Origin of the sequence: Massilia sp. CMS3.1, from assembly GCF_051262535.1 — a bacterium.
Lineage (GTDB): Bacteria > Pseudomonadota > Gammaproteobacteria > Burkholderiales > Burkholderiaceae_D > Telluria.
In genome coordinates this window covers 1-26999 of record NZ_JBIMES010000017.1, presented here as the reverse complement: position 1 = coordinate 26999, position 26999 = coordinate 1, and the positions used below count along the sequence as shown (strand labels likewise).

The 26999-nt window shown below is 65.2% G+C and carries 16 protein-coding genes; 7 read left to right on the top strand and 9 right to left on the bottom strand.

Translation table 11 applies throughout. The features are described from left to right. Positions 1–3: 3 nt before the first annotated feature. Positions 4–2676 (bottom strand): TonB-dependent receptor, encoded by a 2673-nt coding sequence (locus ACHAC9_RS21165; RefSeq protein ID WP_435763137.1) that lies wholly within the window; start codon positions 2674–2676, stop codon positions 4–6. Between the two features lie 584 nt (positions 2677–3260). Here ACHAC9_RS21165 and ACHAC9_RS21160 point away from each other — a divergent pair. From ACHAC9_RS21160 to ACHAC9_RS21150, 3 genes are read left to right on the top strand one after another with little or no spacing between them, the layout of a single operon-like run. Continuing rightward, the gene (locus tag ACHAC9_RS21160) at positions 3261–5105 is read left to right on the top strand and encodes a glycoside hydrolase family 13 protein (RefSeq protein ID WP_435763135.1); all 1845 of its coding nucleotides are present in this window, start codon (positions 3261–3263) and stop codon (positions 5103–5105) included. Beyond that, positions 5102–7417 (top strand): amylo-alpha-1,6-glucosidase, encoded by a 2316-nt coding sequence (locus tag ACHAC9_RS21155; RefSeq protein WP_435763133.1) that lies wholly within the window; start codon positions 5102–5104, stop codon positions 7415–7417. The genes ACHAC9_RS21160 and ACHAC9_RS21155 overlap by 4 nt, the downstream gene beginning before the upstream one ends. Positions 7418–7436: 19 nt before the next feature. Next, a complete protein-coding gene (locus tag ACHAC9_RS21150; RefSeq protein ID WP_435763131.1) occupies positions 7437–10334 on the top strand; it encodes an MGH1-like glycoside hydrolase domain-containing protein in 2898 nt (965 codons plus the stop codon). A gap of 70 nt (positions 10335–10404) precedes the next feature. Here the strand turns inward: ACHAC9_RS21150 and ACHAC9_RS21145 are convergent, their stop codons facing one another. The 4 genes from ACHAC9_RS21145 to ACHAC9_RS21130 all read right to left on the bottom strand — a co-directional run bounded on the left by ACHAC9_RS21145 (position 10405) and on the right by ACHAC9_RS21130 (position 16290). Then, positions 10405–13323, bottom strand: a complete 2919-nt coding sequence (locus tag ACHAC9_RS21145) for a PAS domain-containing protein (RefSeq protein WP_435763128.1) — start codon at positions 13321–13323, stop codon at positions 10405–10407. A gap of 39 nt (positions 13324–13362) precedes the next feature. Next, on the bottom strand, positions 13363–14334 hold the full coding sequence (locus ACHAC9_RS21140) for a diacylglycerol/lipid kinase family protein (protein WP_435763126.1): 972 nt from the start codon (positions 14332–14334) through the stop codon (positions 13363–13365). A gap of 93 nt (positions 14335–14427) precedes the next feature. Continuing rightward, positions 14428–14952 (bottom strand): N-acetyltransferase family protein, encoded by a 525-nt coding sequence (locus tag ACHAC9_RS21135; RefSeq protein ID WP_435763124.1) that lies wholly within the window; start codon positions 14950–14952, stop codon positions 14428–14430. A gap of 63 nt (positions 14953–15015) precedes the next feature. Continuing rightward, positions 15016–16290 (bottom strand): amidohydrolase family protein, encoded by a 1275-nt coding sequence (locus ACHAC9_RS21130; protein WP_435763122.1) that lies wholly within the window; start codon positions 16288–16290, stop codon positions 15016–15018. A gap of 197 nt (positions 16291–16487) precedes the next feature. On the opposite strand from ACHAC9_RS21130, the gene ACHAC9_RS21125 reads away from it, so the two are divergent. From ACHAC9_RS21125 to ACHAC9_RS21115, 3 genes are all read left to right on the top strand, one after another. After that, entirely contained in the window at positions 16488–17276 is a 789-nt protein-coding gene (locus ACHAC9_RS21125) for a phasin family protein (protein WP_435763120.1), read from the top strand. A gap of 106 nt (positions 17277–17382) precedes the next feature. Further along, entirely contained in the window at positions 17383–19134 is a 1752-nt protein-coding gene (locus tag ACHAC9_RS21120; RefSeq protein ID WP_435763118.1) for an ABC transporter ATP-binding protein, read from the top strand. A gap of 1 nt (position 19135) precedes the next feature. Continuing rightward, positions 19136–20911, top strand: coding sequence for an ABC transporter ATP-binding protein (locus ACHAC9_RS21115; protein WP_435763203.1), 1776 nt, complete (start codon positions 19136–19138; stop codon positions 20909–20911). Positions 20912–20921: 10 nt separating this feature from the next. Here ACHAC9_RS21115 and ACHAC9_RS21110 read toward each other — a convergent pair whose 3' ends face one another. Continuing rightward, complete coding sequence (locus ACHAC9_RS21110) at positions 20922–22160, bottom strand: sensor histidine kinase (RefSeq protein ID WP_435763115.1); 1239 nt, start codon at positions 22158–22160, stop codon at positions 20922–20924. Then, on the bottom strand, positions 22157–23716 hold the full coding sequence (locus ACHAC9_RS21105; RefSeq protein WP_435763112.1) for an ATPase domain-containing protein: 1560 nt from the start codon (positions 23714–23716) through the stop codon (positions 22157–22159). The genes ACHAC9_RS21110 and ACHAC9_RS21105 overlap by 4 nt, the downstream gene beginning before the upstream one ends. Before the next feature lie 258 nt (positions 23717–23974). Between ACHAC9_RS21105 and ACHAC9_RS21100 the strand changes: the two genes are divergently transcribed. Continuing rightward, positions 23975–26044, top strand: a complete 2070-nt coding sequence (locus ACHAC9_RS21100; RefSeq protein ID WP_435763110.1) for a diguanylate cyclase — start codon at positions 23975–23977, stop codon at positions 26042–26044. A gap of 61 nt (positions 26045–26105) precedes the next feature. On the opposite strand, the gene ACHAC9_RS21095 is transcribed toward ACHAC9_RS21100, so the two are convergent. Continuing rightward, on the bottom strand, positions 26106–26459 hold the full coding sequence (locus ACHAC9_RS21095) for a hypothetical protein (protein ID WP_435763108.1): 354 nt from the start codon (positions 26457–26459) through the stop codon (positions 26106–26108). Between the two features lie 51 nt (positions 26460–26510). After that, a partial coding sequence (locus ACHAC9_RS21090; RefSeq protein WP_435763106.1) for a hypothetical protein occupies positions 26511–26999 on the bottom strand: 489 nt, incomplete at its 5' end.

Below are 26999 nucleotides of genomic sequence, written 5' to 3'. Positions count from 1 at the left end.
AAATTACAGCTTGTAGTTCAGGCCCAGCAGCATTTGACGACCGTATTTCGTGTAACCACGTGGGCGATCCGGAGTGCCGGCATAGGTCTCGAAGGCGGTGTCGGTCAGGTTATTCACCTGGAACAGCACCGACAAGCCCTTGACTTGCGGGAAGTCGTAACCCAGCTGCAGGTCGACAACCTTGTCCGCTTTCACGAACGTCAGTTCGGTCGCGCCGCCGATGCCGCCGATCGAGCCGACGTAGTCGCTACGATAGCGCTCGCTGACGCGGGCCGAGAAACCGTTCATCTCGTAGTAGGCCGTCAGGTTGATCACGCGCTTGGACAGGCCAGGCAGCGGGATGGCCAGGCTGCCGAAACGCTGGTCCTTGACCTCGATTTCGCTGTTGGTGAACGAGGCGTTGGCGCTGACGCCGAAGCCATTGAGCATCGGGTGCAGCATCTCCAGCGGAGCCGAAGCAGCCAGTTCCAGGCCCTGCAGCTTGCCGCCCTCGCCATTCCTCGGCTGGGTAATGGTGCCGATATTGCTGGTCGCGCCCACCAAACGGTATTCCGAGAAATCGCGCGGACCGGTCAGCTGGTAGATGTACGAGTCGAGCTTCTTGTGGAAACCGGCGACCGAGACATAACCCTTGTTGCCGAAGTACTTCTCGTACGACAGGTCGACTGCCTTGGCACGCCATGGGTCGAGCTGGGCGTTACCGCCATTGCCGTAGGGCGTACCGGTGCTCTGCGCGGTCAGGCCGACTTCCAGTGCGGCGTTGAGCTCATTGAGCTTGGCGCGCGCCAGGGTCTTGCCGGCGCCGAAGCGGACGAATTGCTGGTCCGGAAGGCTCCACGACAGGTTCAGGCTTGGCAGGTAGTCGGTGTACTGCTTGCCGTCGGTCAGCGGGACCAGGTCGGCGAACGGCCAGGCGCGCAGCGTGTTGGCGGTCGAGCTCTGGTCGGTCTTGACGACCTGGACGCCGACGTTACCGCGCAACGGCATCGCCATCAGTTCGGTGTCGATGTTGAGCTTGACGTAGCCGGTCTTGACCTTCTCGTCGATGGTCCAGTTCTTGGTCGCGCCCCATGGCACCAGGATCGCCGGGGTGAACGGGCCGAAGTTCTGGCCCAGCACGCCGTCGATGTCCCAGCTCAGGGTGTTCGGCAGGCCGTACAGGTCTTGCGAGCCATTGACGACGTTCGATGCGAAGGTACCGTTGCCGAGCTTCGAGAAGCCGGTTTCCAGATGCTCCTTGTCCTTCGAACGCTTCGAGACGTTGAAGCCGACTTCGACGCTCGAGAACGCGCCTTCGGCGAACTTGTACTCGACGCTGGCGCGGGCCGAGTTCAGCTTGTCGGTCAGGTTCGGGGCATTCACATAGCCTTCACCGAACTGGCCGCCGATGGCGATCTGCGACGGATCGTCGTAGCTGCCCGACAGGTTCAGGTTCGGGATGGTGCCATCACCGTAGTTGAAGCCGAGAGTCTGGCGGCTTGCGCGGCCGGCGTTGATCTCGATCAGTTCTTCCTTGTGCTTGGCCTTCGAGCTCGACAGGTCGATGATGCCGACCCAGTCGCCGCTGGTGAAGCGGTTGTTCCAGCCGATCGCCGACAGCTTGTCGTCGCGCTTCAAACGGTTGTTGCGCACGACTGGATTGACGTTGTTGGCATTGCCGGCAACCATCACGCCATTCACGATGGTCGGGTTCGAGAAACGCACGTCGCCGTCATCCTGCAGCGGGATTTCCATGCCGCGGCGGATTTCGGTCTGGTCGAAGCGCGAGTGGTACATGTCCAGGGTCGAGCTGAACATCTTGTTCGGACGGTATTCCAGCACGCCCATGATGCCATCGCGCACCTGGTCGCCGGTGGTCGCCAGCGCCTTGATGCCCTTCGGGACCTTCACGGTCGAGCCGGGCACTACCCGGCTGTTGTCGACCCAGTCCCAGGTCTCGAACTGGCGCGAGACGTTCGGCTTGTCCTGGCGTGCGTAGCCGATGGCCACGCCGATGGTGCGGTTGGCGAACTGGTCGATATAGGAAGCGCTGATGCGGCTGCCCGTGTCCGGCGAGCCGGCACTGATCGAGCCAGCCGAATTCTTCTCGCCGCGCACGTTGACGCTGATGGCGCGTTCGCGCAGCGACAGCGGCTTGATGGTTTGCAGGTCGACCGTGCCCGACAGGCCCTGGCCGACGACGCCGGCGTCGGCCGTCTTATAGACGGTGACCGCGTTGATCAGTTCCGATGGGTACTGGTCGTATTCGACGGTACGGTCCGAGCTGGTGCTGACCTGCTCGCGGCCGTTCAGGAGTGCGGTCGACAGGTCGCCCGAGGTGCCGCGGATGCTGATCTGCTGCGCCTGGCCATTGACGCGCTGCGCCGACAGGCCCGGCAGGCGGGCCAGCGATTCGGCGATCGAGATGTCCGGCAGCTTGCCGATGTCTTCGGCGGAGATGGCTTCGACGATGCCCGTCGCCTCACGCTTGGTGGCGATCGCAGTCTCGATCGCGCGGCGAATGCCGGTGACCTGGACGGTCTGGATCGGCGCTTCGGCGGCAGGTTCGGTGACGGCGGTCTGGGCGGCAGCATTGCCGGCCATGGCCGACACAAAAATAGCGCAGCCGGCCGCAACCGGGCTGAGCTGGAATCCAGAGCCCGTACGGGCGGCGCGCTTGTTTGCGAAGATATTCATGTGTCCCTCAGATCAATCTATGTAATTTTCCCGAAGACAGCTGCACAGCCATGGCACGGGATCTGGAAATAACGTCTTTTTAGACGTTCTGGCAAGAATTCTGTACTAAAACTAGATGCACTGTCAACGGGAGTTCATCCGAACTACGTTTCTCCTGCCTCTCCCGGGCGCGCCTATAGAGCGAACCATGCTGGCGTTGTATCGCAGCTACAAATGCCTCCGTCAACACGTGTAGTCGGACTACATGTTGCTTGCTATTCACCAAGCCAGTGCGTAAATGCACTGTTTTGGTGCAAATTCCAAAATGGTATCGATGTCATTCCGATGTCGACGACATTTGATCTGTACGGGCGTTCCGGCCTGGCCGACGGACGGGTTCGGAACCTTGCGCGCAAGCGCGCTTGCGTATGTACTTAAACTAGCAAGCTTGTCGATTTGATGTCATGCTGCTTGTATAGTATTCTCACGTCATCCTAGAGTGAAAATGCACATCAGTGTCATGCTGGGCTGCTTTCTATGTAGGCAAACTACGGGTTTTATCCTTGTCGCTTTTCCGTCTCCACCTTTTTCAGCCGAGTCCCGCCATGCGACGCACTTTTGCAACACTTTTTATTGCCGCTGCCTTTCTCCAGCCCGCCATGGGCGCGCCGGCGATCGCGCATCTGGAGCCGCCCTTCTGGTGGACCGGCATGCAGCACAAGGGTGTGCAACTGATGGTGCATGGCGCGGGAATCGGGCGCATGCAGCCAAAGATCGACTATCCCGGTGTGCGCATCGTCTCCAGTACGCGGGTGCATAGCGCAAACTATCTGTTCATCGATCTCGAGATCGCGCCCGATGCGAAGCCCGGCAGCTTCGACATCGTGTTCGATGGCCCCGGCGGCCTGCTGCGCCAGCCGTACCAGCTGCGCGCACGCGAATCCGGTTCAGCGCAGCGCCAGGGTTTCGGCAATGCCGACGCCATTTACCAGATCATGCCGGACCGCTTCGCCAACGGCGACCCGTCGAACGACAGCGTCCCCGGCATGCTGGAAAAGGCAGACCGCAAGCATCCGGGCGGACGCCATGGCGGCGACATCCAGGGTGCGATCGACCGCCTCGACTACATCGCCGGCCTCGGCTTCACCCAACTGTGGCCCACGCCGCTAATCGAGAACGACATGCCGGCGTATTCGTACCACGGCTATGCGGCCACGAATCACTACCGGATCGATCCGCGCTATGGGCAAAACGAGGACTTCGTGCGGCTGTCGCACGAGGCGAAAAAACGCGGCATCGGCCTGATCCAGGACGTGGTGCTGTCGCACATCGGCAAGCACCACTGGTGGATGAAGGACCTGCCGACGCCGGACTGGATCAACTTCGGCAACCAGTTCGTGCCGACCACGCACCACCGCGTCTCGGTGCAGGACAGATACGCCGCCAAAGCCGACAGCCATAACTTCACGGCCGGCTGGTTCGTGGAGAGCATGCCCGACCTGAACCAGACCAATCCGCTGGTGGCAAATTACCTCATCCAGAACAACATCTGGTGGATCGAGTACGCGGGTTTGTCGGGCCTGCGCATCGACACCTATAGTTACTCGGACGGCGCTTTCCTCACCGAGTACACGAAGCGCCTGATGACTGAATACCCGAACCTGAACCTGGTGGGGGAGGAGTGGAGTACGCTGGTGCCGGTGGTGGCGCGCTGGCAGCGCGGCAAGGTGAACTTCGACGGCTACACGTCCTCGCTCCCGAGCCTGATGGACTTCCCGCTGGTCGAAGCGATGCGCACCGCGATCGTCACGCCGGACAAGGGATTCAACGAGGTCTACCAGACGCTCTCGCTCGACTACCTGTATCCGGAACCGGAAAAGCTGGTTCTCTTCGGCGGCAACCACGACATGGCGCGCATGTACAGCATCGCCGGCGAAGACGTCGATCGCTACCGCATGAACATGGTGTTCCTGATGACGATGCCGCGCATCCCGCAGTTTTATACCGGCGACGAGATCCTGATGACCAGCACCGTCAAGGGGCGCGACGACGCCAGCTACCGCCGTGACTTCCCCGGCGGCTGGCTTGGGGACAAGGTCGACGCTTTCGAAGGCACCGGCCTCGGTGCCCGCCAGCGCGCGGCGCAAGACCTGGTGCGCAAACTCGCCACCTGGCGCAAGGGCGAACCCGTCATCCATACCGGCAGCCTGATGCACTTCGGCCCCGAGAACAATACCTGGGTCTACTTCCGCTATAACGACAGCAAGCGCATCATGGTCGCGATGAACAACAACGACAAGGAGATGCGCTTGCCGGTTGCGCGCTTCCAGGAAATGCTGAAGGGGACGGCTTCCGGCGTCGACATCCTGAGCGGCAAAACGGTCGACCTGACGCGCGAACTGCGCCTGGCGCCGAAAGCGACACTTCTCGTCGAACTGCCGGGGGCATGATGCGGCGCTCCATTCTCTCCTTCTGCCTCGCCCTCCTGTTGGCGCCCGCCGCCGCCGTCGAGAAACCCGGCGTCGATGCCTTTTTCGACGCGATGGCGATCGAGGCCGCGCCTGGCCGGCAAGCGCGCTTCGTCGCCGGCGACAACCTGGCCGGCTATTTCGAAGGCTTCACGCACAGCCATGAAGCCGGGGCGGGCTATGTGGTCAAGAGCGGGACCGTCTTCCACAACTACGTCAGCGTGGTCGATGGCGCGCGCAACGAGCGCGCAACAGGGCGCGAACAGGTGCTGCCCTTCGGCCACCGCGTACGCTACGCCAACGGCAGCCTCGAGGAACTGGCGCTACTGTCGAAAAAGCATGCGCTGGCGCTGCGCCTCACATCCGAGCGGCCGGCGATGCTGGGCTTGAAGCCGCTGTTGAGGACGGCGGGCGCGCTGACGTTCAGCGATGGCGTCGTCATCGTCGCCCCGGGAAATGGCGCCACGCAGTTCATGGCGCTCGCCGCCGACCGCCCATTTACGCTGGAAGAAGGCTTGCTGCTGCGCGCGAGCGCGGCCACGACCTCGTTCACCGTGGTGGCCGCCTTTGGTGGGAGCGCGGCGCAAGCGGCCGGCCGCGCACGTGCCCTGGCAAGTGGCGACCCGATCGGCGACGAACGCCGCGCCAGCTACGCAGCCCTGACCCGCAGCTATCTCGCCACCAGCGACCTCGACTACAACAAGGCGCTGAACTGGGCCAAGGCGGCCTCGCGCCTGTTCGTGGTCGACGAATACGGCGCCGGCATCTGGGCCGGCCTACCCTGGTTCCGCGAAAACTGGGGCCGCGACACCTTCATCGCCCTGCCCGGCACGCTGCTGGTGTCGGGCCAATTCGCCGACGCGAAGGCCGTGCTGGCGAACTTCGCGCGCTTCCAGAATCTGGCTACGCCACGCGACAAGGATTACGGGCGCATCCCGAACCGGGTCTCGCCCGACGAGATCATCTACAACACGGTCGACGGCACGCCGTGGATGCTGCGCGAAGCGCACGAATACATCCGCTATACGGGCGACAAAGCCTTTGCCGCCGACATGTACAAGCTGGCGGTGCCCTATTTCGAGGGCGCGATCGCGAACTATGTCGACGCCGACGGCCTGCTGCGCCATGCTGCTTCCGATACCTGGATGGATGCGCGCGTCGAGAATGCTACCCACCAACCCTGGTCGGACCGGGGCCCGCGCGCGAACGATATCCAGGCGCTCTGGTACACGGCCCTGGACACCGGCGCCTGGCTGGCGACCCAGGCCGGCGACCAGAAACGCGCGCGCGAATGGAACGCGCTCGCCGCCAAGGCCCGGGCCAGTTTTCTCCGCCTGTTCTGGGACGGCAAGCTCATGGCCGACCGCCTGCGCGCCGACGGCAGCCGCGACCTGAAAGTACGCCCGAACCAGTTGATGGTCGCGACCATCCCCTTCGATGATTTCGTGCCCGGCGCAGTGCAGGCGCGCGTGACGAAGAGTGCCGTCACCCAGCTGCTCTACCCCTACGGTATCGCTTCGCTGAGCCAGGACGACCCGTATTTTCATCCGCGCCACGAGAACGCGGCCTTCCACCACAAGGATGCGGCCTATCACAACGGCACGATCTGGGGCTGGAACGCGGGCTTTACGGTCACGGCGCTGAACCGCTTCGGCTACCAGGACCTGAGCTGGGCGCTCTCCCAACACCTCGGCAAGCAGATCCTGGGACTCGGCACATTGGGCAACATGAGCGAAAACCTCGACGCGCTGCCGCACGAGAACGGCCGCCTGCAACCCTCCGGCACCTTCGCCCAGTCCTGGAGCGTGGCGGAATACGCGCGCAACGGCTACCAGGATTACGTCGGTTTCCGGCCCGACCTGCCGAACGATACGCTGGCTTTCGAGCCGGCGATTCCCGCAGCGTGGTCCCGCTTCGGCGCCCTGCTCCCGTTTGGTGTCGATGAAGACATCGCAGTCGATTTCGTGCGGGCCAAAGGCAGCCAGCGCTGGACCTTTACCCTGCGCGGCGAGAAGCCGCGTACCCTGCGCATGGCCTGGCTGAATCCTGACAAAAGCCGTTCGCAGACCGCGTTCACGCTGGCGCCGGGCAAGGCGGTCACGCTGACATTGGCGACGCGGCGCGCAAGACTCGACGGGCGTACGCTGGCAGTCAAGCAAGCGCGCCCCTCGTACGCAAGCACGATCGGCACGCTGGGCTTCGTCACGCCAAAGCGCTACCGCAGCCAAGACTTCCCCGTGCTGCGCTCGCAGGATGCGCTACGTGGCATCATCGAACGACACGAATACCGTTAAATATGAGAAGAACGCTCCCATGAGCTTGCCACGCTGGCTGCTGCCCGCCCTCCTCGCCGCAAGCAGCGCGGCCGCTGCCGATCCCGGCCCGCTGCGCGACGCCTTCTTCATCCGCGGCGGCTTCAATGGCTGGGGCCTCGATAACGCCCTGCAGCACAAGGGCAAAGGCATCTACGAAGCCGACATCCTGGTCAGCCCCGGCAACCACGGCTTCAAACTCGGCACGCGCGACTGGCGCCGCGAATGGGTGCCGAGCGTCGAGGGCAGCGTCGCCGTCAAGCCGGGTCAGGCGCTGCGCCTGGCCACCCGCGCCGGCCCGGAAGCGACGCTCTTCGTGCGCAGCACCGGCACCTACCGCTTCACGCTCGATGCCGGCAAACCCGCTGTCCCCGTCCTGCGCATCACGCGCCTGGCCGAACGCAAGGGCGCTCCGGCGCCTGACCCGCATGCGGGCCGCGCACGCGTCGCCACGCTGACATTTGCTACCTGGGACGGCAAGGGGGAGACCGCGCGCTTTTCACTGAAGGACCCCGAAGCCCAGCTGCGCAGCTACACCCACTCGAGCACCATGCAGTTGCGCGACCCGGTGCCGCAGCACACGACGTATGCCGAAAGCGCCGACCTGCCTCATGTGCGCAGCGGTAACCTCGCGTTCGACGCCCTGTTCGCGCTGGCCGCCCACGAGATGCGCCAGAACGCGGTGAGCGAGATCCGCGATGGCAATTACAAGGGCGGCGCCGCCATTGCCTGCGAATGCTTCGAGACCGGCGAAAAATGGCATTACGTCTGGACGCGCGACTTATCGTACGCGGCCGACCTGGGGCTGGGCCTGCTCGACCCGGCGCGCGTGCGCAACTCGCTCGAATTCAAGCTGGCGGGTTTTCGCGCCGGCTTGCCGAAGGCCCCGCAGGTGGCGGGAATGAAGGACGGCCTGCAGATCGTGCAGGACACCGGCAGCGGCGGCAGCTGGCCGGTCAGCACCGACCGCGTCGCATGGGCCTTCGCAGCCGAGGAAGTCCTGCGCACCCTGCCCGCGCAAGAACGCGCGGCGTTTGCCGCACGCGCCTTGAGGGCCCTGTCGAACACGATCGAGAATGACCGCATCGCCGCCTTCGACGGGAGCGATGGCCTGTACACGGGCGAACAATCCTTCCTCGACTGGCGCGACCAGAGCTACGCCGCCTGGATCACGAACGACCTCGCGGCCATGGCGGGGGCCAAATCGGTCTCGACCAACGCCGCCCACTACAAGGCGCTGACGCTCGCCGCGCGCCTGGCGCGCGACGCCGGCGACGCGGTGCGCGCGGCGCGTTACGAGGCCTGGGCCGCGCAACTGAAAGCCGCCATCAACGAGCGCCTCTGGCTGCCGGACGCCGGCATGTACAGCAGCCTCACCGCCGCCCACTTCGACAAGGCGCCGCTGCACAAATTCGACTGGCTGGGGCAGTCGCTGGCGATCGTCACCGGCATCGCCAGCGCGAACCAGGCGAGCAGCATCCTCGCGCGCTATCCGCACGGCCCGATGGGCCCACCCGTGATCTGGCCGCAGCAGCCGGGCATGCCGGTCTACCACAACCGGGCGATGTGGCCTTTTGTCACCGGCTATGGCTTGAAAGCGGCGGCCCAGGTCGGGAATGTGGCCGTGGCCGACGCGGCCTATGATTCGTTGATGCGCGGCGCTGCGCTGAACATGTCGAACATGGAAAACCTGGAGTGGCTCTCGGGCCAGCCGCTGCTGCTCGACGAGAAGAACCCGTCCCTGATCGGCCCCGTCATCAATTCGCGGCGCCAGCTGTGGTCCGTCGGCGCCTACCTCGGCATGGTGGTCGAGAACGTGTTCGGCGTCAGCGCCACCGATGAGGGGGTCAAGCTGCAGCCTTTTGTGACCACCAGAGTGCGCCGCGAGCGCTTTGCCGGGACAGCTCAAGCCACGCTGCACAATCTGCGCCTGCACGGTGCGCGCGTATCGGTGCGCCTGCTGCTGCCGGCCGCCAGCAGCGCCCAGGGCTATCACAAGGTCGACAAGGTGCTGCTGAACGGCGCCCAAGTAGCGGCCACCATCCCGTGGGCGCGCCTGCAGGATGGCGACACCATCGAGATCGCGCTCGGCGCCGTGGTCGCGGGCGAGCACGCGATGACGCGCGTAAACGCTGATCCGTATGTGGAATCGCCGGCCGTGTTCGGCCCGCGCGAACCCGCTATTCACACCGTCGAACGCGATGCGGCCGGACACGCGCGCCTGCGCTTCGGCAGCGGGGGGAATGGCGCCGGCACCGTCTACCACGTCTACCGCGACGGCAAACAGGTCGCCGCCAAGGTCGCGCCCGGCGCCTGGACCGACCCCGCGCCGCACCCCTACGCCTGCTACGCCATCGAGGCCGCGTACCCGGTCTCCGGCAACCGCAGTCACCACAGTGCCCCGCGCTGCGCCGGCACCGCGAGCGACATTCTTGTCTCCGACCCACGCGTGTCGTCGAACCTGAAAGCGAGGCCAGGAGCAGTGGCCCGGCTCGCCGGCTGGGGCGCCCCACAAGACCGTTTCGAGCTGCGCGACCTGCGCATCGACAGCGGCGGCGAGTATGCATTCCAACTGCGCTACCGGAACGAGGCGCATCAGATCAACCTGGGGATCAGCGGCGGCGTGAAATGGTTAGCGATCGAGGACGCGGCCGGGCGCACGGTGGCGGGAGGTGTGATCCAGCTGCCGCACACGCTGCCTGGGCGCGGCGCAGCGCCGGCGGGCTTGTCGACGCCGCTCCACGCACGCCTGCAGCCTGGCGCCTACCGCCTGCGCCTTGGCGATTTTTATAACATGAGCTACCTGGAGAGCAATGCCAGCTTCAGCGGCGCCGGCGGCGCGACAGGGCCGTCGAACCGTTTCGATTTGTTCGGCGTCCGGGTGCAGCAAGTGAATTGAAAACGCGCGACCATCGGCTGCGCACCTGATCTTGTGCCGATTCAACGCGTGAAGGACGCCTGCGCCAGCTTCACACCGTATCGAGTATCGCAAACAACTGCTTCGGATCGAGCGGCTTGACCAGGTGGTGGTCGAATCCGGCCGCCAGTGAACGCCGGCGGTCGCCTTCCTGGCCATAGCCTGTCACCGCGATCAGCACCGCCCCTGCCGTTTCGGGCAGCGCGCGCATGCGCTGGGCCAGCTTGTTGCCGTCCATTTCGGGCAGGCCGATGTCGAGCAGGCAGACGTCCGGGCGCTGCGCCTGTGCCCGTGCCAGCCCCGCGCTTGCCTCATGCTCGACCAGGACCCGGTGGCCCGATGCTTCCAGCAGCATCGCCAGCATCGTGGCGGCATCGACATTGTCGTCCACGATCAGGACGCGCAAGGAGCGGCTGCCCGGCGTCAGGGAAAGCGCTTCATGCGCACCGTCGTCCGGGCACTCCTGCACATGCAGGCGCGGCAGGCAGACGCTGAACGTGCTGCCGTGGCCCATCCCTTCGCTGCGGCAGGCCACGGTTCCGCGGTGCAGTTCGGTCAGGTTTTTCACCAGCGCCAGGCCGAGGCCCAGCCCGCCGGCAGAGCGGTCCGAGCTGCGCTCGGCCTGCGAGAACAGCTCGAATGCATGGGCTGCCAGCTCAGGCGCCATGCCGATGCCGTCATCGATCACGTCGACATGAACATGCGCTTCGTCCACATGCGTTCTTACGGTGATGTTGCCGCCGTCGTTCGTGTACTTGGCGGCGTTGGCCAGGATATTCGTCAACACCTGCACCAGGCGCTTCTTGTCGCCCATGACCAGCGTCGTATCGGGCGGCAGGTGCAAAGCCAGGCGGTGCTGGCGCGCCTGGATCAGGGGCGTGACCTGCTCGACCGCCTCCGTGACGACCTGCTTGACGTCCTGCGGCGCATTGTCGAGCGTGACCAGACCACGCGTCACGCGCGAGACGTCCAGCAAATCGTTGATCAGGTGTGTCATGTGCTCGACCTGGCGCCCGATGATCTGGCTCGTATGGCGCACCCGCGCCTCGTCGAGCTTGGCCATCTGCAGCAGCTGGGCGGCCGCGCCGATCGGCGCCAGCGGGTTTCTCAGCTCGTGTGCGAGCATGGCCAGGAATTCGTCCTTGCGGCGGTCGGCGGTCTCGAGCTGTTCCTGCGCCCTCCTGCGTTCGGTGACGTCGCGGAAGAAGAACGCGATGCCGCCATCGAGCGAGCGGTGGGTGCGGATTTCGCTCCATATGTGCGTCTTGTCAGGCAGCATATGGGGAATTTCGATGATCTCCGTCTTGCCGGTTTCAATGACCCGGGCATAGACCGTTTCGGTATTCGTGCCTTTGAGTTCGGGAAACAGGTCCCAGTGGTTGCGCCCGATGACCTGTGCAGCGGAAAGCTGGGTAATGCGCAGCCCTTCCGCATTCATGCGCAGGATGGTCCAGTCGCGGTCGAGTATCGCAAAACCTTCGGCCATGCTGTCGAAGATGTACTGGCTCTGGTCGCGTTCCGTGCGCAGGGCCGATTGCGCCTGCGCCGCCTCCACGGCCGACCAGGTGCGCTCGGCCGTTTCCCGGGCCAGCCTGCATTCCTCCTCCTGCCAGACCCGTGGCGTCGCGCTGTGGATCGTCAGGACGCAGCGCAGTCGCCCGGCCTTGACGAGCGGCACCAGCAAGTCGGCGCGCACCCCGATCTTTTCGTAGGCGCCGAGGTAGCCGGCGGTACGGCGATCCTGCTCCACATCGCCGTTGATGACCGCTTTGCCGGCGCGCAGGTCCGCAATCATCGCCGGCCCGAAGTCGTCCATGGTCTTGCTTTGACCTGCCAGGCTGGCGAACCCTTCGACGGTCCAGTCGCGATGGATGAACAGTGTGCCGCGTTCGTCGTCCACTTCCGCATACAGCACGCGCGAGACGCCGAGTTTGCGTCCCAGCAGTTCGGCGGCGGCGGCGGTAACGTCTTCCGGGTTGTCCAGCTGGCGGATCCGGTCCGCGAGCGCCAGCTGGAAGGTCTGGTTTGCGCGGATCTCTTCGAGCTGTTGCACTTTTTCGGACAGGGCCTGGTTGGCACGGTGGGCCCCGGTGACGTCGTTCCCCTGTGCGAAGATGCCGCTCACCCGCTTGTCCGGGCCGATGATCGGCTGGAACAGCAAGTCCACATAGCGGTCCTCCAGCGCGTCGCCGGCATCGCGCCGCAAGGCGATCCGGCGTTCGCGCAGGACCACCGGCTCGCCGGTCCGGCACACCTCGTCCATCAGCTCCTTGTAGCCTTGCCCTGCGAGTTCCGGCAGCGCGTCCAGTGCCGGCTTGCCGACAATGTCGCGATGGCCGGCGAGCCGATAGAAGGCTTCGTTGACCGTGTCGAAGGTATGGTCCTTGCCGGTCAGCACCGCGATGAAACCGGGCGCCTGGTCGAACAGGATCTGCAGTCCGCTGCGTTCGGCATTCAGGATGCGCGTCATCGCCTCGTGCATCTGCGGCCGGTTCATCTGTGCAATGTCCGGCACGGCATTCGCATCCTGCTTCAGGTAGTACTTCCTGGTCGCGACGTCGAAACGGTACAGGTCCGTCACATCGATCGCGTTCTGGGACACGTAGATGACCTTGCCGTCGTCGTCGAACACGGGGCTGTGCACCGCGCTCCAATAGCGTTCCTCGAAACCGGGGCCATCGGGCGTCTCGACGGGAATCGCGTAACGCAGCAGTGCGCTGGTATGGGGCTGGCGCGTCGAGATGGCGAACTCGATCGAGACCCGCACTTCATCGAGGTTGGTCGAATCGGGGTCGAGCGGGTTGGCCGGGAAAGCGTCGAAGATATGCTTGCCGACGAGGTCATCGGCAGTCCTTCCGGTCGCGCGCAAATAGGCCGGATTCGCACCGATGAGGATGAAGTCCGTATCGATCAGCAGGTAGGGGTAGGGCGACGCCGCAAACAGCGCCGCGAAGTCCGGTCGGATAGTCATCGCTTATTTTTTCACATACACCAAGCGCACGGGCGCGCACTACGCCTTGGCGTCGGCGCCAGCATCAGGGGCGGCTGCGGGTTTGAGCAGCATCAGCCTTCCCTCGACCACGCGAAACTCGAGCGGCATGCGCATGTGCGTTACTTCGCCGTCGGTGGCGACCTTGATGCGCCGGCGTGGCGACAGCGCGGCGTGCTTGACGCTCAAGCGCTTGAAGGAAAAGGCGACCAGGTTGTCGGCATCGCCCAGGCGCCCGAGCGCGCCGCGCAGCAGCAGGCCGAGCATCCCGAGTTTGCCGACCTGGCGCGGCGCGATCGCCGCCAGCTCGCCCTCCTCCAGGGCCACGCTCATCGGCTCCATCCCGACCTGCTCCATCTGTAGCCGGTTGTTCCCGACGAACAGGGTCGGCGTACGCAGTTTGCGCGTGATGCCTTCGGCATCCATCGCGATGCGCAGCGGACGGTAACGCCCGAGCGTGGTTTTCAGCGCCGACAGAATGGCGACGATGCGGCTGCGCCCGTACTGGCGCTTGTCCTCCTCACGCGCTTCGAGCAGCTGCGGATACAGGCCGACGCTGGCGTTGACGAGGAAGATGCGGTCGTTGACCATCCCGATCTGGACCGGCGTGACGCGGGCATCGAGCAGCGCGCGTACGGCTTCATCGAGTTCTTCGGGGATGCCGTGGGTGCGCCCGAAATAGTTGAAGGTCCCCTGCGGCAGCACGCCGAACAGGCAGCCCTGGCGCACCGCCTCGTGCGCGACCGTGTTGATGGTGCCGTCGCCGCCGGCCGCGACCACGACGCCGCCATTCTCTTTTGCCTGGGTCGCCATGCGGCGCGCGATGTCGCAGAGTTTGGCGGGGTCGTCGACGATCTCGAGATGGCAGGTGCGCCCTGCGTCACCCAGCACATCGCGGATGGTCGACTCGCGCAAGGCGGTTTCGGAATGGCCGGAACCGGCGTTCAGGACAACGTAGAAGGCTGCGTTGGGACCGGCTTCGGCGGGTAGCATGGACAGGGGCGGCTTTCGTAAGTGATCGAACTGACAACCATCCTACCATTGGGCGCTGCAGGGTGCTGTCCCGTACGCCTCCTGGAGCGCGCCCTACCCGTCGGCCGTGGGCCAGTGGTCGGGATCCTGGAGTAACTGGTACATCACGTAGGCGTCGACATAGCCGAGGCGCCTGTGGCGGAATGCCTTGGGCAGCGTGCCGACGATTGAAAAGCCGAGCTTCTTCCACAGCATGACGGCGGCGGTGTTGGTGCTGACCACGTAATTGAATTGCATCGCCAGATAGCCCTGGCCGCGCGCTTCGAGCAGGCTGTGCTCGCCCAACAGGCGGCCCACGCCCACGCCCTGCGCCGCCGGGCTGACCATGTAGGAGGCGTTGGCGACGTGGCGCCCGCGCCCGAGCTGGTTCGACATGACGCGGTACATGCCCAGCACGCGCTCGCCCAGCACCGCCACGAGGCTGGTGACGCCATGGCCGAACCAGTAGGCCTGCACCGCCTCGCGGGTGGTATCAGGCTCGAACGGGTAGGTCTCCCCCGCATTCACATGGGCGCTGAAGATGGTCCACATGGCGTCGAAATCGGCGCTGGTGGCGGGGCGGATCTGGATATCTTTCACGGTTCGGCAACGATTCTCTATGACTGAAACGGGCTGGCGATTCTAGCATTCGCGCAAGCGAAGTCAGCGCCCGATACGGAAGTCGACCGCGCCCGGGCGTCCGGCCAGGTGCAGCGTCGAGGTGGCGCGCGGCGCTTCGGCGACGACCTCCCCGCGGCGCACGACAAAGCGCCGCGCGGCGCGCAGGCGGATCGCCTCGACCGTGCTGGAGGCGCCCAGCAGCACGAAGTCGGCCTTGCAGCCCGGTGCGATGCCGTAGCCCTCGAGCCCGAGGATGCGTGCCGGCGTCTCGGTCACGGCCAAGAAGCACTGGCGCATCGCTTCCTGCCCCGTCATCTGGGCCACGTGCAGGCCCATGTGCGCCACTTCCAGCATGTCGCCCGAACCGAGCCCGTACCACGGGTCCATCACGCAGTCGTGACCGAAAGCGACATCGACGCCGGCCGCCAGCAGTTCGGGCACGCGCGTCATGCCGCGCCGCTTCGGGTAGGTGTCGTGGCGGCCCTGCAGGGTGATGTTGATGAGCGGGTTTGCGATCGCCGCCACGCCCGATTCGGCGATGAGCGGCAGCAGCTTGCTCACATAATAATTGTCCATCGAGTGCATCGAGGTCAGGTGCGAACCGGCCACCCTGCCCTGCAGGCCAAGGCGCCAGGTTTCATAGGCCAGCGTCTCGATGTGGCGCGACAGCGGATCGTCGGTCTCGTCGCAATGCATGTCCACGCGCAAGCCGCGCTCGGCCGCGAATTCGCACAGCAGCCTGACCGACTCCGCACCCTGCGCCATGGTGCGCTCGAAATGCGGGATGCCGCCGACAACGTCGACGCCCATGCGAATGGCGCGCTTGAGGTTGTCGAAGGCGCCCGGACTGCGCAACAGGCCGTCCTGCGGGAAGGCGACCAGCTGCATGTCGATATACGGCGCGACGCGCCGCTTTACTTCGAGCAGGGCCTCAACCGCGAGCAGCCGGTCGTCGCAAATATCGACGTGGGTGCGGATCGCCAGCAGGCCGCGCGCCACGGCCCAGTCGCAATAATGCAACGCCCGTTCGATGAGTGCTTCTTGCGCCAGCTGCGGTTTCAGCTCACCCCACAGCGCGATGCCTTCAAGCAAGGTGCCGGACTGGTTGACGCGCGGCAGACCATAACTGAGCGTTGCATCCATGTGAAAGTGGGCGTCGACAAAGGGCGGCGTGACCAGGTCGCCGCCGGCGTCGATTTCGCGTGCGCCCTGTATGGACAGGTTCGCTTCGACGGCGGCGATGCGGGTGCCGATCACCCCGATGTCGATATTCCGGCGGCCGTCGGCCAGAGTGGCATTGCGGATGACAAGGTCCATGGACGCTCCTGTGATGATGAATAATTGTAGCGATTTTCGCATCGCCTTCGGTGGTGTTCTATGTGCCAAATTGTAACGATGCTGCGTTGCAATATTGCGTAGATAACACACTCATCGAATTCGATTGGCATCGCTGAATATCAGGGCTACACTTGATTATGTTGCAGTGCGCCATAACCGATCGATAAGGGATTCAGATGACTTCACTTCCAGAACAGTTCTCAGCAGCACGCCAGACCCAGCTCGACAATGGACTCAACCTGATGCGCACGTTCAGCGATCAGGCGTTCGACCAGACCAGCCGCATCTTCGCGCTCCAGTTCCAGGCTTCGCGTACCGCCATCGAACAGTCGTCCGCCGCGATGCGCCAGTTGCTGGCCGCACGCGAAGCGCGCGACCTGCTCGCGCTCGGGACCCAACTCAGTTCGCAATCAGAGCAGCAGCTGCACACGATCTTCGACTACGGCCGCGAGCTGTTCTCCATCGCCGCCGGCGCCAAGTTCGCGCCGCTGCGCAGCTATAGCGCCGATGCGATCACTGCGATCACGACGGCAAACACCGCTGCGGCGCAGCAGACGGTCGAGGCGGCGGTCGCTAGCTTCACGCCGGCACGCCCTGAAGCGGCACCAGCCGCGCCAGTTGCGCCAACTGCAGCGGCTGCGCCCGAAACGGCAGTGACTGCGGAGCCAGCGCCATTCAACGCGCCGGTCGCCGAGCCGGAGAGCGCGCCCGCCTTCGTGATCGTCACCTCCGACATCGAGCCGAGCACCGCGCCGACGGCGATCGCCCAGGCGGCGAGCGAAATCACCGACATGTCGATCGCGCCGCCGCACCCGGTGGCCGCCAGCGTGCCAGTGGAAGTCTCGGTCGAGATCGAGCTGCCGAAGGTCGAGCCGGTCGATGCCGCGCCGCCAGTGGCCAACACCACGACGACGACCAAGGTTACGGAAATTCGTGGCAGCAAGGGCCGTCGCAAGCAGAACTGATCCAGGATGCGAGGCGCGCTGCGCCTGACTTCCAAAGAAAGTAAACTAGCGGGCTTCGGCCCGCTTTTCTATTTGTGCGGCGCGGCCATCAACCGCAAGGAAACTCATGAGTTTAGCAAGCCTGGTCGGCAGCTTCGTGCTGCGCCACTGGAAGGCCTATGCCTCGTCGGCGGTGATGCTGGTGGGTGTGGCCGTGTGCACGGTCTGGGTGCCGCGCAAGGTCGGCGCCATGATCGACGGCCTGGCCGCGCACAGCTTGTCCAGCCACGACCTCGCCATCGGGATCATGCAGCTGCTGGCGCTCGGCGTGGCGATCTACGTGCTGCGCGTCTCCTGGCGCATCCGACTGTATTCGGCCGCCTACCGCCTCGGCGTCGAGTTGCGCACGCGCCTGTACGCGCGTCTCTCCGCGCAGGGCCCGGCCTTCTACCAGAAGCAGCGCACCGGCGACCTGATGGCGCTGGCGACCAACGACATCGACGCCATCGAGATGGCCGCCGGCGAAGCGATGCTGGCCGGCTTCGATGGGACGCTCACCCTTGTCATGGTGCTGGGCGTGATGCTGTTAGGGGTCGACTACCGCCTGGCCCTGGTCGCGCTGCTGCCCTTCCCGCTGATGGGCCTGGCCTTTTGGTATATCTCGCGCCACATCCATACGGCCGAAACGGATTCGTTACAACGGTTCTCGGCGCTGAACGACCATGTGCAGGAATCGCTTTCGGGCGTGCGCACCGTGCGCGCCCTCGGCCTGGAAGCGCGCAGCGCGCAGCAGTTCTCGGAACTTGCCGGCAAGGCGGCCGACGCCAGCCTGACTGCGCAGAAATGGGAAGCGGCCTACGAACCGGCGGTCGGCCTGACGCTCACTGCCGCCAGCGCGCTCACCCTGGGCCTGGGCGGCTACCTGGTCTGGAACAATCAGCTGACCATCGGCGCGCTGACCAGTTTTACCATGTACCTCGGACAGCTGATCTGGCCGATGTTCGCGGCCGGCTGGGTGCTGTCCCTGATCGAACGGGGCCGCGCGGGCCTGGCCCGGTTGCAGCCGATGCTCGATGCGCCACTCACGGTCGTCGACGAAGGCAAGCTTGAGCGCATCGAGGACGGTCCGCTCGTGCTGCGCGATGTGCGCTTCGCCTATGGCGGCGCGGACAAGCCGGCGCTCGACGGCGTGTCGGTAGCGCTGCGTCCCGGCATGACGCTGGGCCTGGTCGGCCCGACCGGTTCCGGCAAGTCGACGCTTTTGCGCGTGCTGCTGCGCCAGGCCACGCCCCAAAGCGGTGCCGTGACCTGGGGCGGCCATCCACTGGAGGCCTACAAGCTCGATGCGCTGCGCGCGGCGACCAGCTGGGTGCCGCAGGAATCGTTCCTGTTCTCGGCCAGCATCGCCGAGAACATCGCCCTCGCCCGCCCTGGCGCCAGCCGCGCCGAGATCGAGGGCGCGGCCGACATGGCAGCGATCCACGAGGACATCCTGCGCTTCCCGCAGGGCTACGATACGGCGGTCGGCGAAAAGGGCATTACGCTCTCGGGCGGCCAGCGCCAGCGCGTGGCGATCGCGCGCTCGCTGCTCGCCGAGAGCTCGCTGCTGCTGCTCGATGACGCTTTATCCGCGGTCGACACCGGCACCGAGACGCGCATCCTCGACCATCTGGCCGAGCTGCGCGCGGCGCGCCCCGGACTGTCGGCGATCATCGCCAGCCACCGCCTGTCGGCGGTCGTCAACGCCGACCAGATCGTGGTGCTCAAGGACGGCCGGATCGTCGAATCGGGCGACCACGACACCCTGCTCGCATTGGATGGCTGGTATGCCAGCCAGTGGCGCTACCAACAACTGGAGGCCAGCCTTGACGCAAGCTAGTATGATCGAAAAACCCGGCCGCGCCCAGGTCACGCAAGCGGCATCCCTGCTGCGCCGCGCCGCCTGGCCGGACCGGCGCCAGCTGATGTTGGCGACGCTGTGGCTGATGCTCGCCGCCGGCCTGGAAGTCATCGGCCCGATTCTCGGCAAGGCCCTGATCGACGACCACCTGCTGCCGCGTAACGCCGACTGGACGCGCATGGGGCTGCTGCTGGGCGGCGTGCTGCTCTCCGGCTGGGCCGCGTCCTGGCTGCGCTACCTGCAGCTGATTCGCCTCTCAGGCATGGCGATGCGATCGGTGCGCCGCCTGCGCGAATGGGTCTACGGCCACGTCATGCGCCTGCCGATGGCCTTCTTCGACCGCGCCATCACGGGCCAGCTGGTCAGCCGTGTGACGAACGACACCGAAGCGGTCAAGACGCTGTACATCCAGGTGCTGTTCGTCCTGCTCGATTCGAGCATCGTGCTGGTCGGCACCATGATCGCGATGGCCTGGCTCGACTGGCGCCTGATGCTGATCGTGCTCGCGCTCTTGCCGGCGGTGCTGGCCATCGTCTGGCTGTACCAGCGCCTGTCCGCGCCTGCGGTGACGCGCGCGCGCGCCCTGCGCAGCGAGATCAATGGCCAGATGGCCGAGTCGATCGGCGGCATGACCGTGCTCCAGGCGAGCAATGCGGCCGGCCGCTTCGGCGAACGCTTCGCGGCCACCAACGACAAGCACTATCATTCGCGCCTGGCCGAGCTGAAGGCCAACGCTTTCCTGTTGCGCCCGGCACTGGATCTGTTGAATGTCATTTTGCTGGCCGTCGTCATCTTCAGCTTCGGCCAGCGCGACATCGGCGCGGTCGAAGTCGGCGTGCTGTACGCCTTCATCAGCTATATCGCGCGCGTGGTCGAGCCGCTCATCCAGATCACGATGCAGTTCAGCGGCCTGCAGCAGGCGGTGGTGGCGACGGCCCGCGTGTCGCACCTGCTCGACGAAGCGGGGGCGGCCGAACACGCGGCCGGCCGCGCGCTCGGGACACGGCTCGCGGCAAGCCCTGACGCCCCGGCGGTACGTGTGCGCGATGTGAGTTTCGCCTACGTGCCGGGCCAGAACGTCCTGCACGACATCACGCTCGACATCCCGCAAGGCGCTTTTTTTGGCATCGTCGGCCACACCGGCAGCGGCAAATCGACCTTGTTGTCGCTGCTGCTGCGCTACTACCCGACCGAGATTGGGCGCATCGAGATCTGCGGCGAACCGATCGCCGGTATCGACAACGAACATTTCCGCAACGAGGTCGGCCTGGTGCCGCAGGATCCATTCATCCTGGCCGCATCGGCGCGCGAGAACATCGACATGGGGCGCGGCCTCTCGTTTGAACGCATCGAAGCGGCGGCGCGCGCCGCACACGCGCATGATTTCATCACGGCGCTCGAAGAAGGATATGACACCTCGCTCGGCGAAGGCGGCTCGCGCCTGTCATCAGGCCAGAAGCAGCTCATTGCGATCGCCCGCGCGCTGGCCGGCGAGCCGCGCATCCTGCTGCTCGATGAAGCGACCTCGCGCATCGACAGCGCCACCGAACAGATCGTTCAGGAAGCGCTGGACGAATTACGCGGCCATGTGACGATCATCGCGATCGCGCACCGGTTGTCGACGATTCGCGATGCCGACCGGATCGTGGTGTTGAATCACGGGCGCATCACGGAATCCGGCGCACATGACGCGCTGATGCGCATCGAGGGCGGCTTGTATCAGCGCCTGTATTTGTTGCAGCAGCTGGCGGTATAAAAAGCTGGGGTCAGGTCTGCCCCCAGCCGTGGGACGGCAGCCGGATAGCAAACGTCGCGCCCTGGCCACGGCCGGCGCTGCTGACGCTCAAGGAGCCTTCGTGCAGCTCGACGATGCGGCGTGCGATGTACAGTCCGAGTCCGAGTCCGGTGGCGTTGTTTTGCTGTTGCAGGGTAAATGCGCCGAACACGTGCGGCAGGTCGTCCGGCTCGATGCCCTGGCCGGAGTCGGCGATGTCGATCGCGACCATGTTTTCAATGCGTCCGATCGTGATGCGGATCACGCCGCCCTCGGGCGTGAACTTGGTCGCGTTAATCAACAAATTCCAAATCACCTGCTGCAGGCGGCGGCCGTCCGCGTCCAGGTGGATATGGTCGCCGTAATTGCTCGGGGTGACCAGCATCCGGATATTTTTGGTGTGCGCGAAGGTTTCCACGGTCGAGATGGCGTCGCGCAGGACCTGCCCCAGATTGACCTGCGTGCGCGTGATCGACATCTGGCCTGTGAGCGTGCGCGCGGCGTCGATCAGGTCGTCGACCATGGCGGTTTCCTGGCGCACGTGCACGCGCATCGATTCGAGTCCACTGATCGCTTTTGGCGGCAGATCGGGCATCGTGCGCAGCATCAGCTCGATGCGCAGCGACAGTGCCGACAACGGCGTGCGCATTTCGTGCGACACCGTCGCCAGGAACAGCTCGCGCGTGCGGTTCACGCGCGTCAGGTCATCGATGGTTTCGCGCTGCCGGTCCAGTGTGGCCGCCAGCGTACCCAGCAGCGCCGCGTAGGTGCCCATGCGCTGTTCGGACACCGGCGCATCGAGCCGTACTTCGCTCCACAGCAGGTGGCCCGGGAGGCCGACTTGCTTGGCGATGCGCTCGCACTCGAGCGGTGAACTGAAGTCGGCGAAGCGCCAGCCGAACACCAGTACGCCGTAGACCTCGCCGCGCAGCAGCAGCGGCAGCGAGCACACGCGCAGGCCGCCGAACTGCGCCGAGGCAGGCTTGCCGTCGGCGCAACTTGCGTCCACCAGCGTGCGCTCGATCGCCGTGCCGGGGCCATCGACGGCCCACAGGCTGGAACGGGCCAGCAAGCTCGCCAGGCGCGAGCCGGTCTTCGGCCCGATGCGGCGTACACCCTCCGTGTCGAAGGCGGACGTCACAAGGCCGGTCGCCGCCGCGAACTGCGTCAGCGGCGTGTCCCAGTCTTCCCAATCGACCGGGGCATTACCCGGCAGGTTGACAGTGATCACTCTGGCTTTTCGGTCGGGAGGTCCGCTGATTCCGGCATGGGTGCGCCGGCAGCGAGGGCTTCCTCGATCTGTGGGCTCTGGCGCGACGGTGAACGCGACAGCAAGCCGTAATACGAGGAAAACGGCAGCTGCGGAACTGCGCTCGCCCGGGTCTCGCTGTCGCTCTCGTCGATCAGCAGCAGGCCACCGACGCCGATGGTGTACTCGCGTGTCACCTGCAGGTTGCGGCTGCCGCGCACTTTCGGGACAGCGATCGCGCGGCGCAGGATGGTGGAGACCTCGACGTAGTTCAGCAGGATGATGTTGTCGACCAGGTGCGAGCCCTTGAGCTCTTCGCTGATCTGCGACACGCCCAGCAATTCCGGACTTTCATAGTTGAACAGCGTCGTGGCCAGGCGGTTCTTGAAATAGGTCGCCAGCGCGTACAGGTAATCGGCCACCTCGCTGCGGCTGGTCATCTCGTACACGGCGATCGAATCGAACACCACGCAGTTGATCCCCTTCTCTTCGACCAGCTTGACGATGCGGTCGAAGTGGACATCGAGTTCCAGTTCCAGCGGCGACTCGTAATAGATGAACATGTCGCCGGCGTCGACCACGGCCTGCAGGTCGAAGCCGAGCGATTTCGCGTTGCGCATCAGCTGGGCCGGATGCTCGTCCAGGCTCACGAGCAGGGTCTTGTGGCCTTCCTTGATCGCATTCGTCAGGAACTGCACGCTGAGCACCGTCTTGCCGGTGCCGGAAATGCCGCTCACCAGCGTGACGGAGCCTTTATAGATGCCGCCGTCCATCATCTTGTCGATGGCCGGCGAACCGGTCGACAGGCGCTCTTCCGAGGTCGGCTGGTTTTCCGCGGCAAGCGGGCGCGACTGGGCGCGGCGGTACACGTGCACGCCGACTCCCGGCTCGATGCGCATCGTGTGGCTGCCGCCGATGAAGTCCTGGCCACGCGACTTCATCACCGTCAGGCGGCGCTGCACGCGGCGCCGCGTTTCTTCGCGCGTGAGCGAGATGATGGTGTCGAACACAAACCGTTCGTGCGCCAGCACGCCGGTGATCGACTCGTCCTTTTCGGCGGTGACCATGGTGGTCACGCCCAGGCGTGTCAAGCCTTCGATCAGGAGGTGCACGTCTTCGCGAAACGGCATATCCTTCGCCTCCGCATACAGGCGCAGCGGCGTCAGGCCGTCGATCAGCAGGCGCTTCGCACCCATCGCCACCAGCGACGCGGTGAAGGCGCCGTCATCGCTGCGAAATTCGCTCAGCAGCACGGCCGGGCTGGTCTGGATGATCTTGATCTTGCCCTGGTCGATCAAGCCCTGCAGGTCCCAGTCGAAGCCGGCGGCGTCGCGCAGCAGCTTGGCCGGGTCGAGTTCGAACGACACGATGGCGCCCGGCTCGTCATAATCGAGCGCGCCATGGTAGATGAAGCCCAGGCCGAGCGTGGTCTTGCCGGAACCAGGAGGGCCCTCGACGATCAGGTTGTTATTCCGTGGAAAGCCACCATGCAGTATTTCGTCGAGGCCGGCAATGCCGGTCTTCACCATTCCGTTCATTAACTTTCCCTTTTCATATAGTCGTTCAGCTTACCACGCGGGCGCGCGGCAGTTAAGCGACAGTCAGAGCCAGCGCCCTCGGCAAGCAGGGAGTGGCCGGCTGGAGACGACATCACCTGACGCCGATATCGCCTTCCCAGCGTCGCTTTTTTGCGATATCGGCGTGAAAAAAACGATGTTTCTGCTCTGCAACAAGAATATAATGACAGATGGGAACGCGTCCTCACGCGATTCCGGCCACCCCATCGAAAGAGCGCTATGCCGGCAGCACGCACGACCAGACAGCCACGCCGTCGCATCGCGACGCTGCTGGCCTCGTTATTGCTGGCCTCCTCGTGTGCCTGGGGCCAGGCTGCCGCGCCGCTGAACGAGCGCCTCGCCGACATCCGTGAAATCAACCGTTTCATTCCCGAACGCGCGCTGCCGATGCTGCTCGCGCTCGAGCGCGAGGCGCGTGCGGCATCGGTTCAGGACAAGGGTGAGATGCTGGCGCAGTTGTGCGTCGCCTACGGGGGCGTCGGTCAGCATGAAAAGGCGCTCGCCACGTGCGAGGAGCTGATCGAATTCGGTCGCGCCGCGAACGACAATGGCGTGCTGGCCAAGGGCCTGGTGCGCAAGGGCTATATCAAGTACGCGCAAAACGAGCTGGCCCTGTCGCATGCGCTGATCTGGGAAGCCGAACGCCTGGCCCTCACCACCGACAACGTCGAACTGCGCGTGCGCGTCGGCGTGTCGTCGGCCGAGGCGCATGCCGAGGACGGCAATTTCCCCGTTTCCCTAGAGAAGACCCAGGCGATCCTGGCGTACGCCCGCCAGCACGGCACCGCGATCCATCTGGTCATGGTGCTCAATTCGCTGGCGCGCCTGTATGGCCAGATGCGCGAGTACGACAAGGGCTTCGAAGCGCTGGCGGAAGCGACGGAAGCGGCCAGGAAGACCAACTCCCCGGGCCGCATGGCAACGCTCAAGAGCACCGAGTATGGCCTGGCCGTCGATACCAACCAATTGGCGCGCGCGCTCAAGGCGCAGACGATGGCGCTGGAATTGCAGCGCAAGATCGGCGCCCGGTCGCTGGTCGTGCGTTCGCTGGTGAACCTGTCGGACTGTTACCTGAAGATGCGCGACTATCGCAATGCGAAGTCGTATTCGCTGCAGGCGATCGAGGCTGCGCAACAGATCTACGATCATGTGGCGCTGGCCACAGCGCGCGTGAACCTGGGCCAGGCCTACCTGTCGACCGGTCAGCTGGCAGAGGGCAAACGCAGTTTCGAGGCCGGCCTGGACGTCTACCTCCAGACCGGCGACAAACCGGAGTTGCAAACCGTGCTGTCAGAATACGGCAGCGCGCTCGAACATGCGGGCGATTACGCCGGGGCGGTCGCCGCCTATCACCGCGAGCGCACGCTCTCGAACGAATTGTTCGAGAAGCGCCGCCAGAAGGCGATGCTCGAGCTTCAGGAAAAATACAACGCCGACAAGAAGCAACGCCAGATCGTGCTGCTCGAGCGCGAGAACCAGGTCAAGTCGGTCGAGATCGACAACCGCCGCCTGCAGCAGCGCGTCTGGTGGCTGCTGGCCGTGGTGTTCGCGCTGGCATCGGTCGTGGTCGGCCTCCTGTACCGCAAGGTGCGCCACGCGAATGCGCAGCTGTTCCTGAAGAACCAGGAACTGAAGCAGCAAAGCGTGCGCGATCCGCTGACCAGTCTGTACAACCGGCGCCACTTCCAGGACTTCATGCGCGGGCACCGCGTCGATGAGAAGCGCGGCGCCGGCACCTCGGGCGAAGAGATGGTCAGCGCGCTGTTCCTGATGGACGTCGACCACTTCAAGCACATCAACGACACCTGGGGCCACGGCGCCGGCGACGCGGTCCTGATCAAGATGTCGGACAGCCTGCGCGAGATCCTGCGCGAGACCGACATGATCGTGCGCTGGGGCGGCGAGGAATTCCTGGCCTTCCTGCCGGCGATCCCGCTGAGCGGCCTGGACGACGTGGCGCGCCGTCTCCTGAACGGCATCAGCGAGACCAGCATCGAGTTCCAGGGCACGACGCTCTCGGTGAACGTGTCGATCGGTTTTGCGCCCTACCCGCTGGCGCCGGACGGCAAGGCGCTGCCATGGGAACGCGCCGTCAACCTGGTCGACATGGCCCTGTACATGGCCAAGGGCCACGGCCGCAACCGGGCGTATGGCGTGCGCGGCTTTACCAACTTCGGGCGCACCTCGATGGAGGAAGTCGAGCAGAACCTGGAGCAGGCCTGGCGCGCGGGGTTCGTGGAAATGTCGATCGTGACGGGGGGGTATCCGGATGTAAGAATAAGCGCGTAGGTTTGTGTCGCTACAGTGTGCCTCTGACCCTAGGTCCCGCCGGGCGCCCCCGCCGCTTGGTTCAACGCGCCGCTTCCTGCATCTTCTCGCCGGCACGCTCGACCTTCTCGCCGACCTTGCCGGTGGCCTTTTCCAGCCCGCGACCGGCTTCCTGGGTCGCGTCCCTGATTTTCTCGCGCGCCTCGTCGGTCCGTTCGGCGATCTGGCGGCGCTCTTCCTCGGCGCGCTCGGCCAGCTGTTTCGCCGCCTCGTCCGCCTTTTCCAGCGGCGCGCGCAGTCCTGCGGCGACCCTGTCGCCGGCGTCGTCGATTGCCTTGCCGGCCTTTTGCGCAGGTCCTACTGCATTCTCGTCGGGTGCGCAGCCGGCCGCCATGGCCAGGACCAGCAGCGCACTGAACATGGTTGTCGTTTTCATGCTTTGCTCCAGTGATTGTGTTTCCACAAGCATACACCTTGCGCGTGTTTCTTAGCGCATCTTCCCTTCTTCGACCTCGTCGGCGCGCGGATGTTCGGGCTGGCGCGCGTCGATCTCTTCCTTCATGGCGCGCGTGGCATCGTCCTCGCCCCAGCGCTTGGTAAAGGCGCGCAGGCGCGAACGGGCGCGCTCGACCGCAGAACCGGACAGCGCCGACTCGACCGAGGTCTTCGCCTCGCGCCAGGCCTTGTCGCGCTGGCGCTTGCGGGTGCAGGTGGCGCTCGCCTCGTTGAGCGCCTTCTGCACGCGCTGCAGCTGTTCGGGCGTGGCCTTCGTTGCGCGCAAGGCGATCAGTTCGCTCTGGGCTTCGCGCGGCTTGCAGTCGACCGCCAACGCGACCGCCTTGTCCATCTGCGCTTCGATGCGCCGCGTCGACGGCTTGGCCAGCAACCAGATCGCCCACAGCGCCGCCAGCGCCAGCAGCCACCAGCGCAGGCGCACCGGCTCGCGCCTCGGCGGCGGAGCGCCGGCCGCGGGCTC

Bases quoted from the DNA above. Each gene is read 5' to 3' on its own strand.
- ACHAC9_RS21165 (WP_435763137.1), bottom strand. From the start codon at position 2,676: ATGAATATCTTCGCAAACAAGCGCGCCGCCCGTACGGGCTCTGGATTC.
- ACHAC9_RS21160 (WP_435763135.1), top strand. From the start codon at position 3,261: ATGCGACGCACTTTTGCAACACTTTTTATTGCCGCTGCCTTTCTCCAG.
- ACHAC9_RS21155 (WP_435763133.1), top strand. From the start codon at position 5,102: ATGATGCGGCGCTCCATTCTCTCCTTCTGCCTCGCCCTCCTGTTGGCG.
- ACHAC9_RS21150 (WP_435763131.1), top strand. From the start codon at position 7,437: ATGAGCTTGCCACGCTGGCTGCTGCCCGCCCTCCTCGCCGCAAGCAGC.
- ACHAC9_RS21145 (WP_435763128.1), bottom strand. From the start codon at position 13,323: ATGACTATCCGACCGGACTTCGCGGCGCTGTTTGCGGCGTCGCCCTAC.
- ACHAC9_RS21140 (WP_435763126.1), bottom strand. From the start codon at position 14,334: ATGCTACCCGCCGAAGCCGGTCCCAACGCAGCCTTCTACGTTGTCCTG.
- ACHAC9_RS21130 (WP_435763122.1), bottom strand. From the start codon at position 16,290: ATGGACCTTGTCATCCGCAATGCCACTCTGGCCGACGGCCGCCGGAAT.
- ACHAC9_RS21125 (WP_435763120.1), top strand. From the start codon at position 16,488: ATGACTTCACTTCCAGAACAGTTCTCAGCAGCACGCCAGACCCAGCTC.
- ACHAC9_RS21120 (WP_435763118.1), top strand. From the start codon at position 17,383: ATGAGTTTAGCAAGCCTGGTCGGCAGCTTCGTGCTGCGCCACTGGAAG.
- ACHAC9_RS21115 (WP_435763203.1), top strand. From the start codon at position 19,136: ATGATCGAAAAACCCGGCCGCGCCCAGGTCACGCAAGCGGCATCCCTG.
- ACHAC9_RS21105 (WP_435763112.1), bottom strand. From the start codon at position 23,716: ATGAACGGAATGGTGAAGACCGGCATTGCCGGCCTCGACGAAATACTG.
- ACHAC9_RS21100 (WP_435763110.1), top strand. From the start codon at position 23,975: ATGCCGGCAGCACGCACGACCAGACAGCCACGCCGTCGCATCGCGACG.
- ACHAC9_RS21095 (WP_435763108.1), bottom strand. From the start codon at position 26,459: ATGAAAACGACAACCATGTTCAGTGCGCTGCTGGTCCTGGCCATGGCG.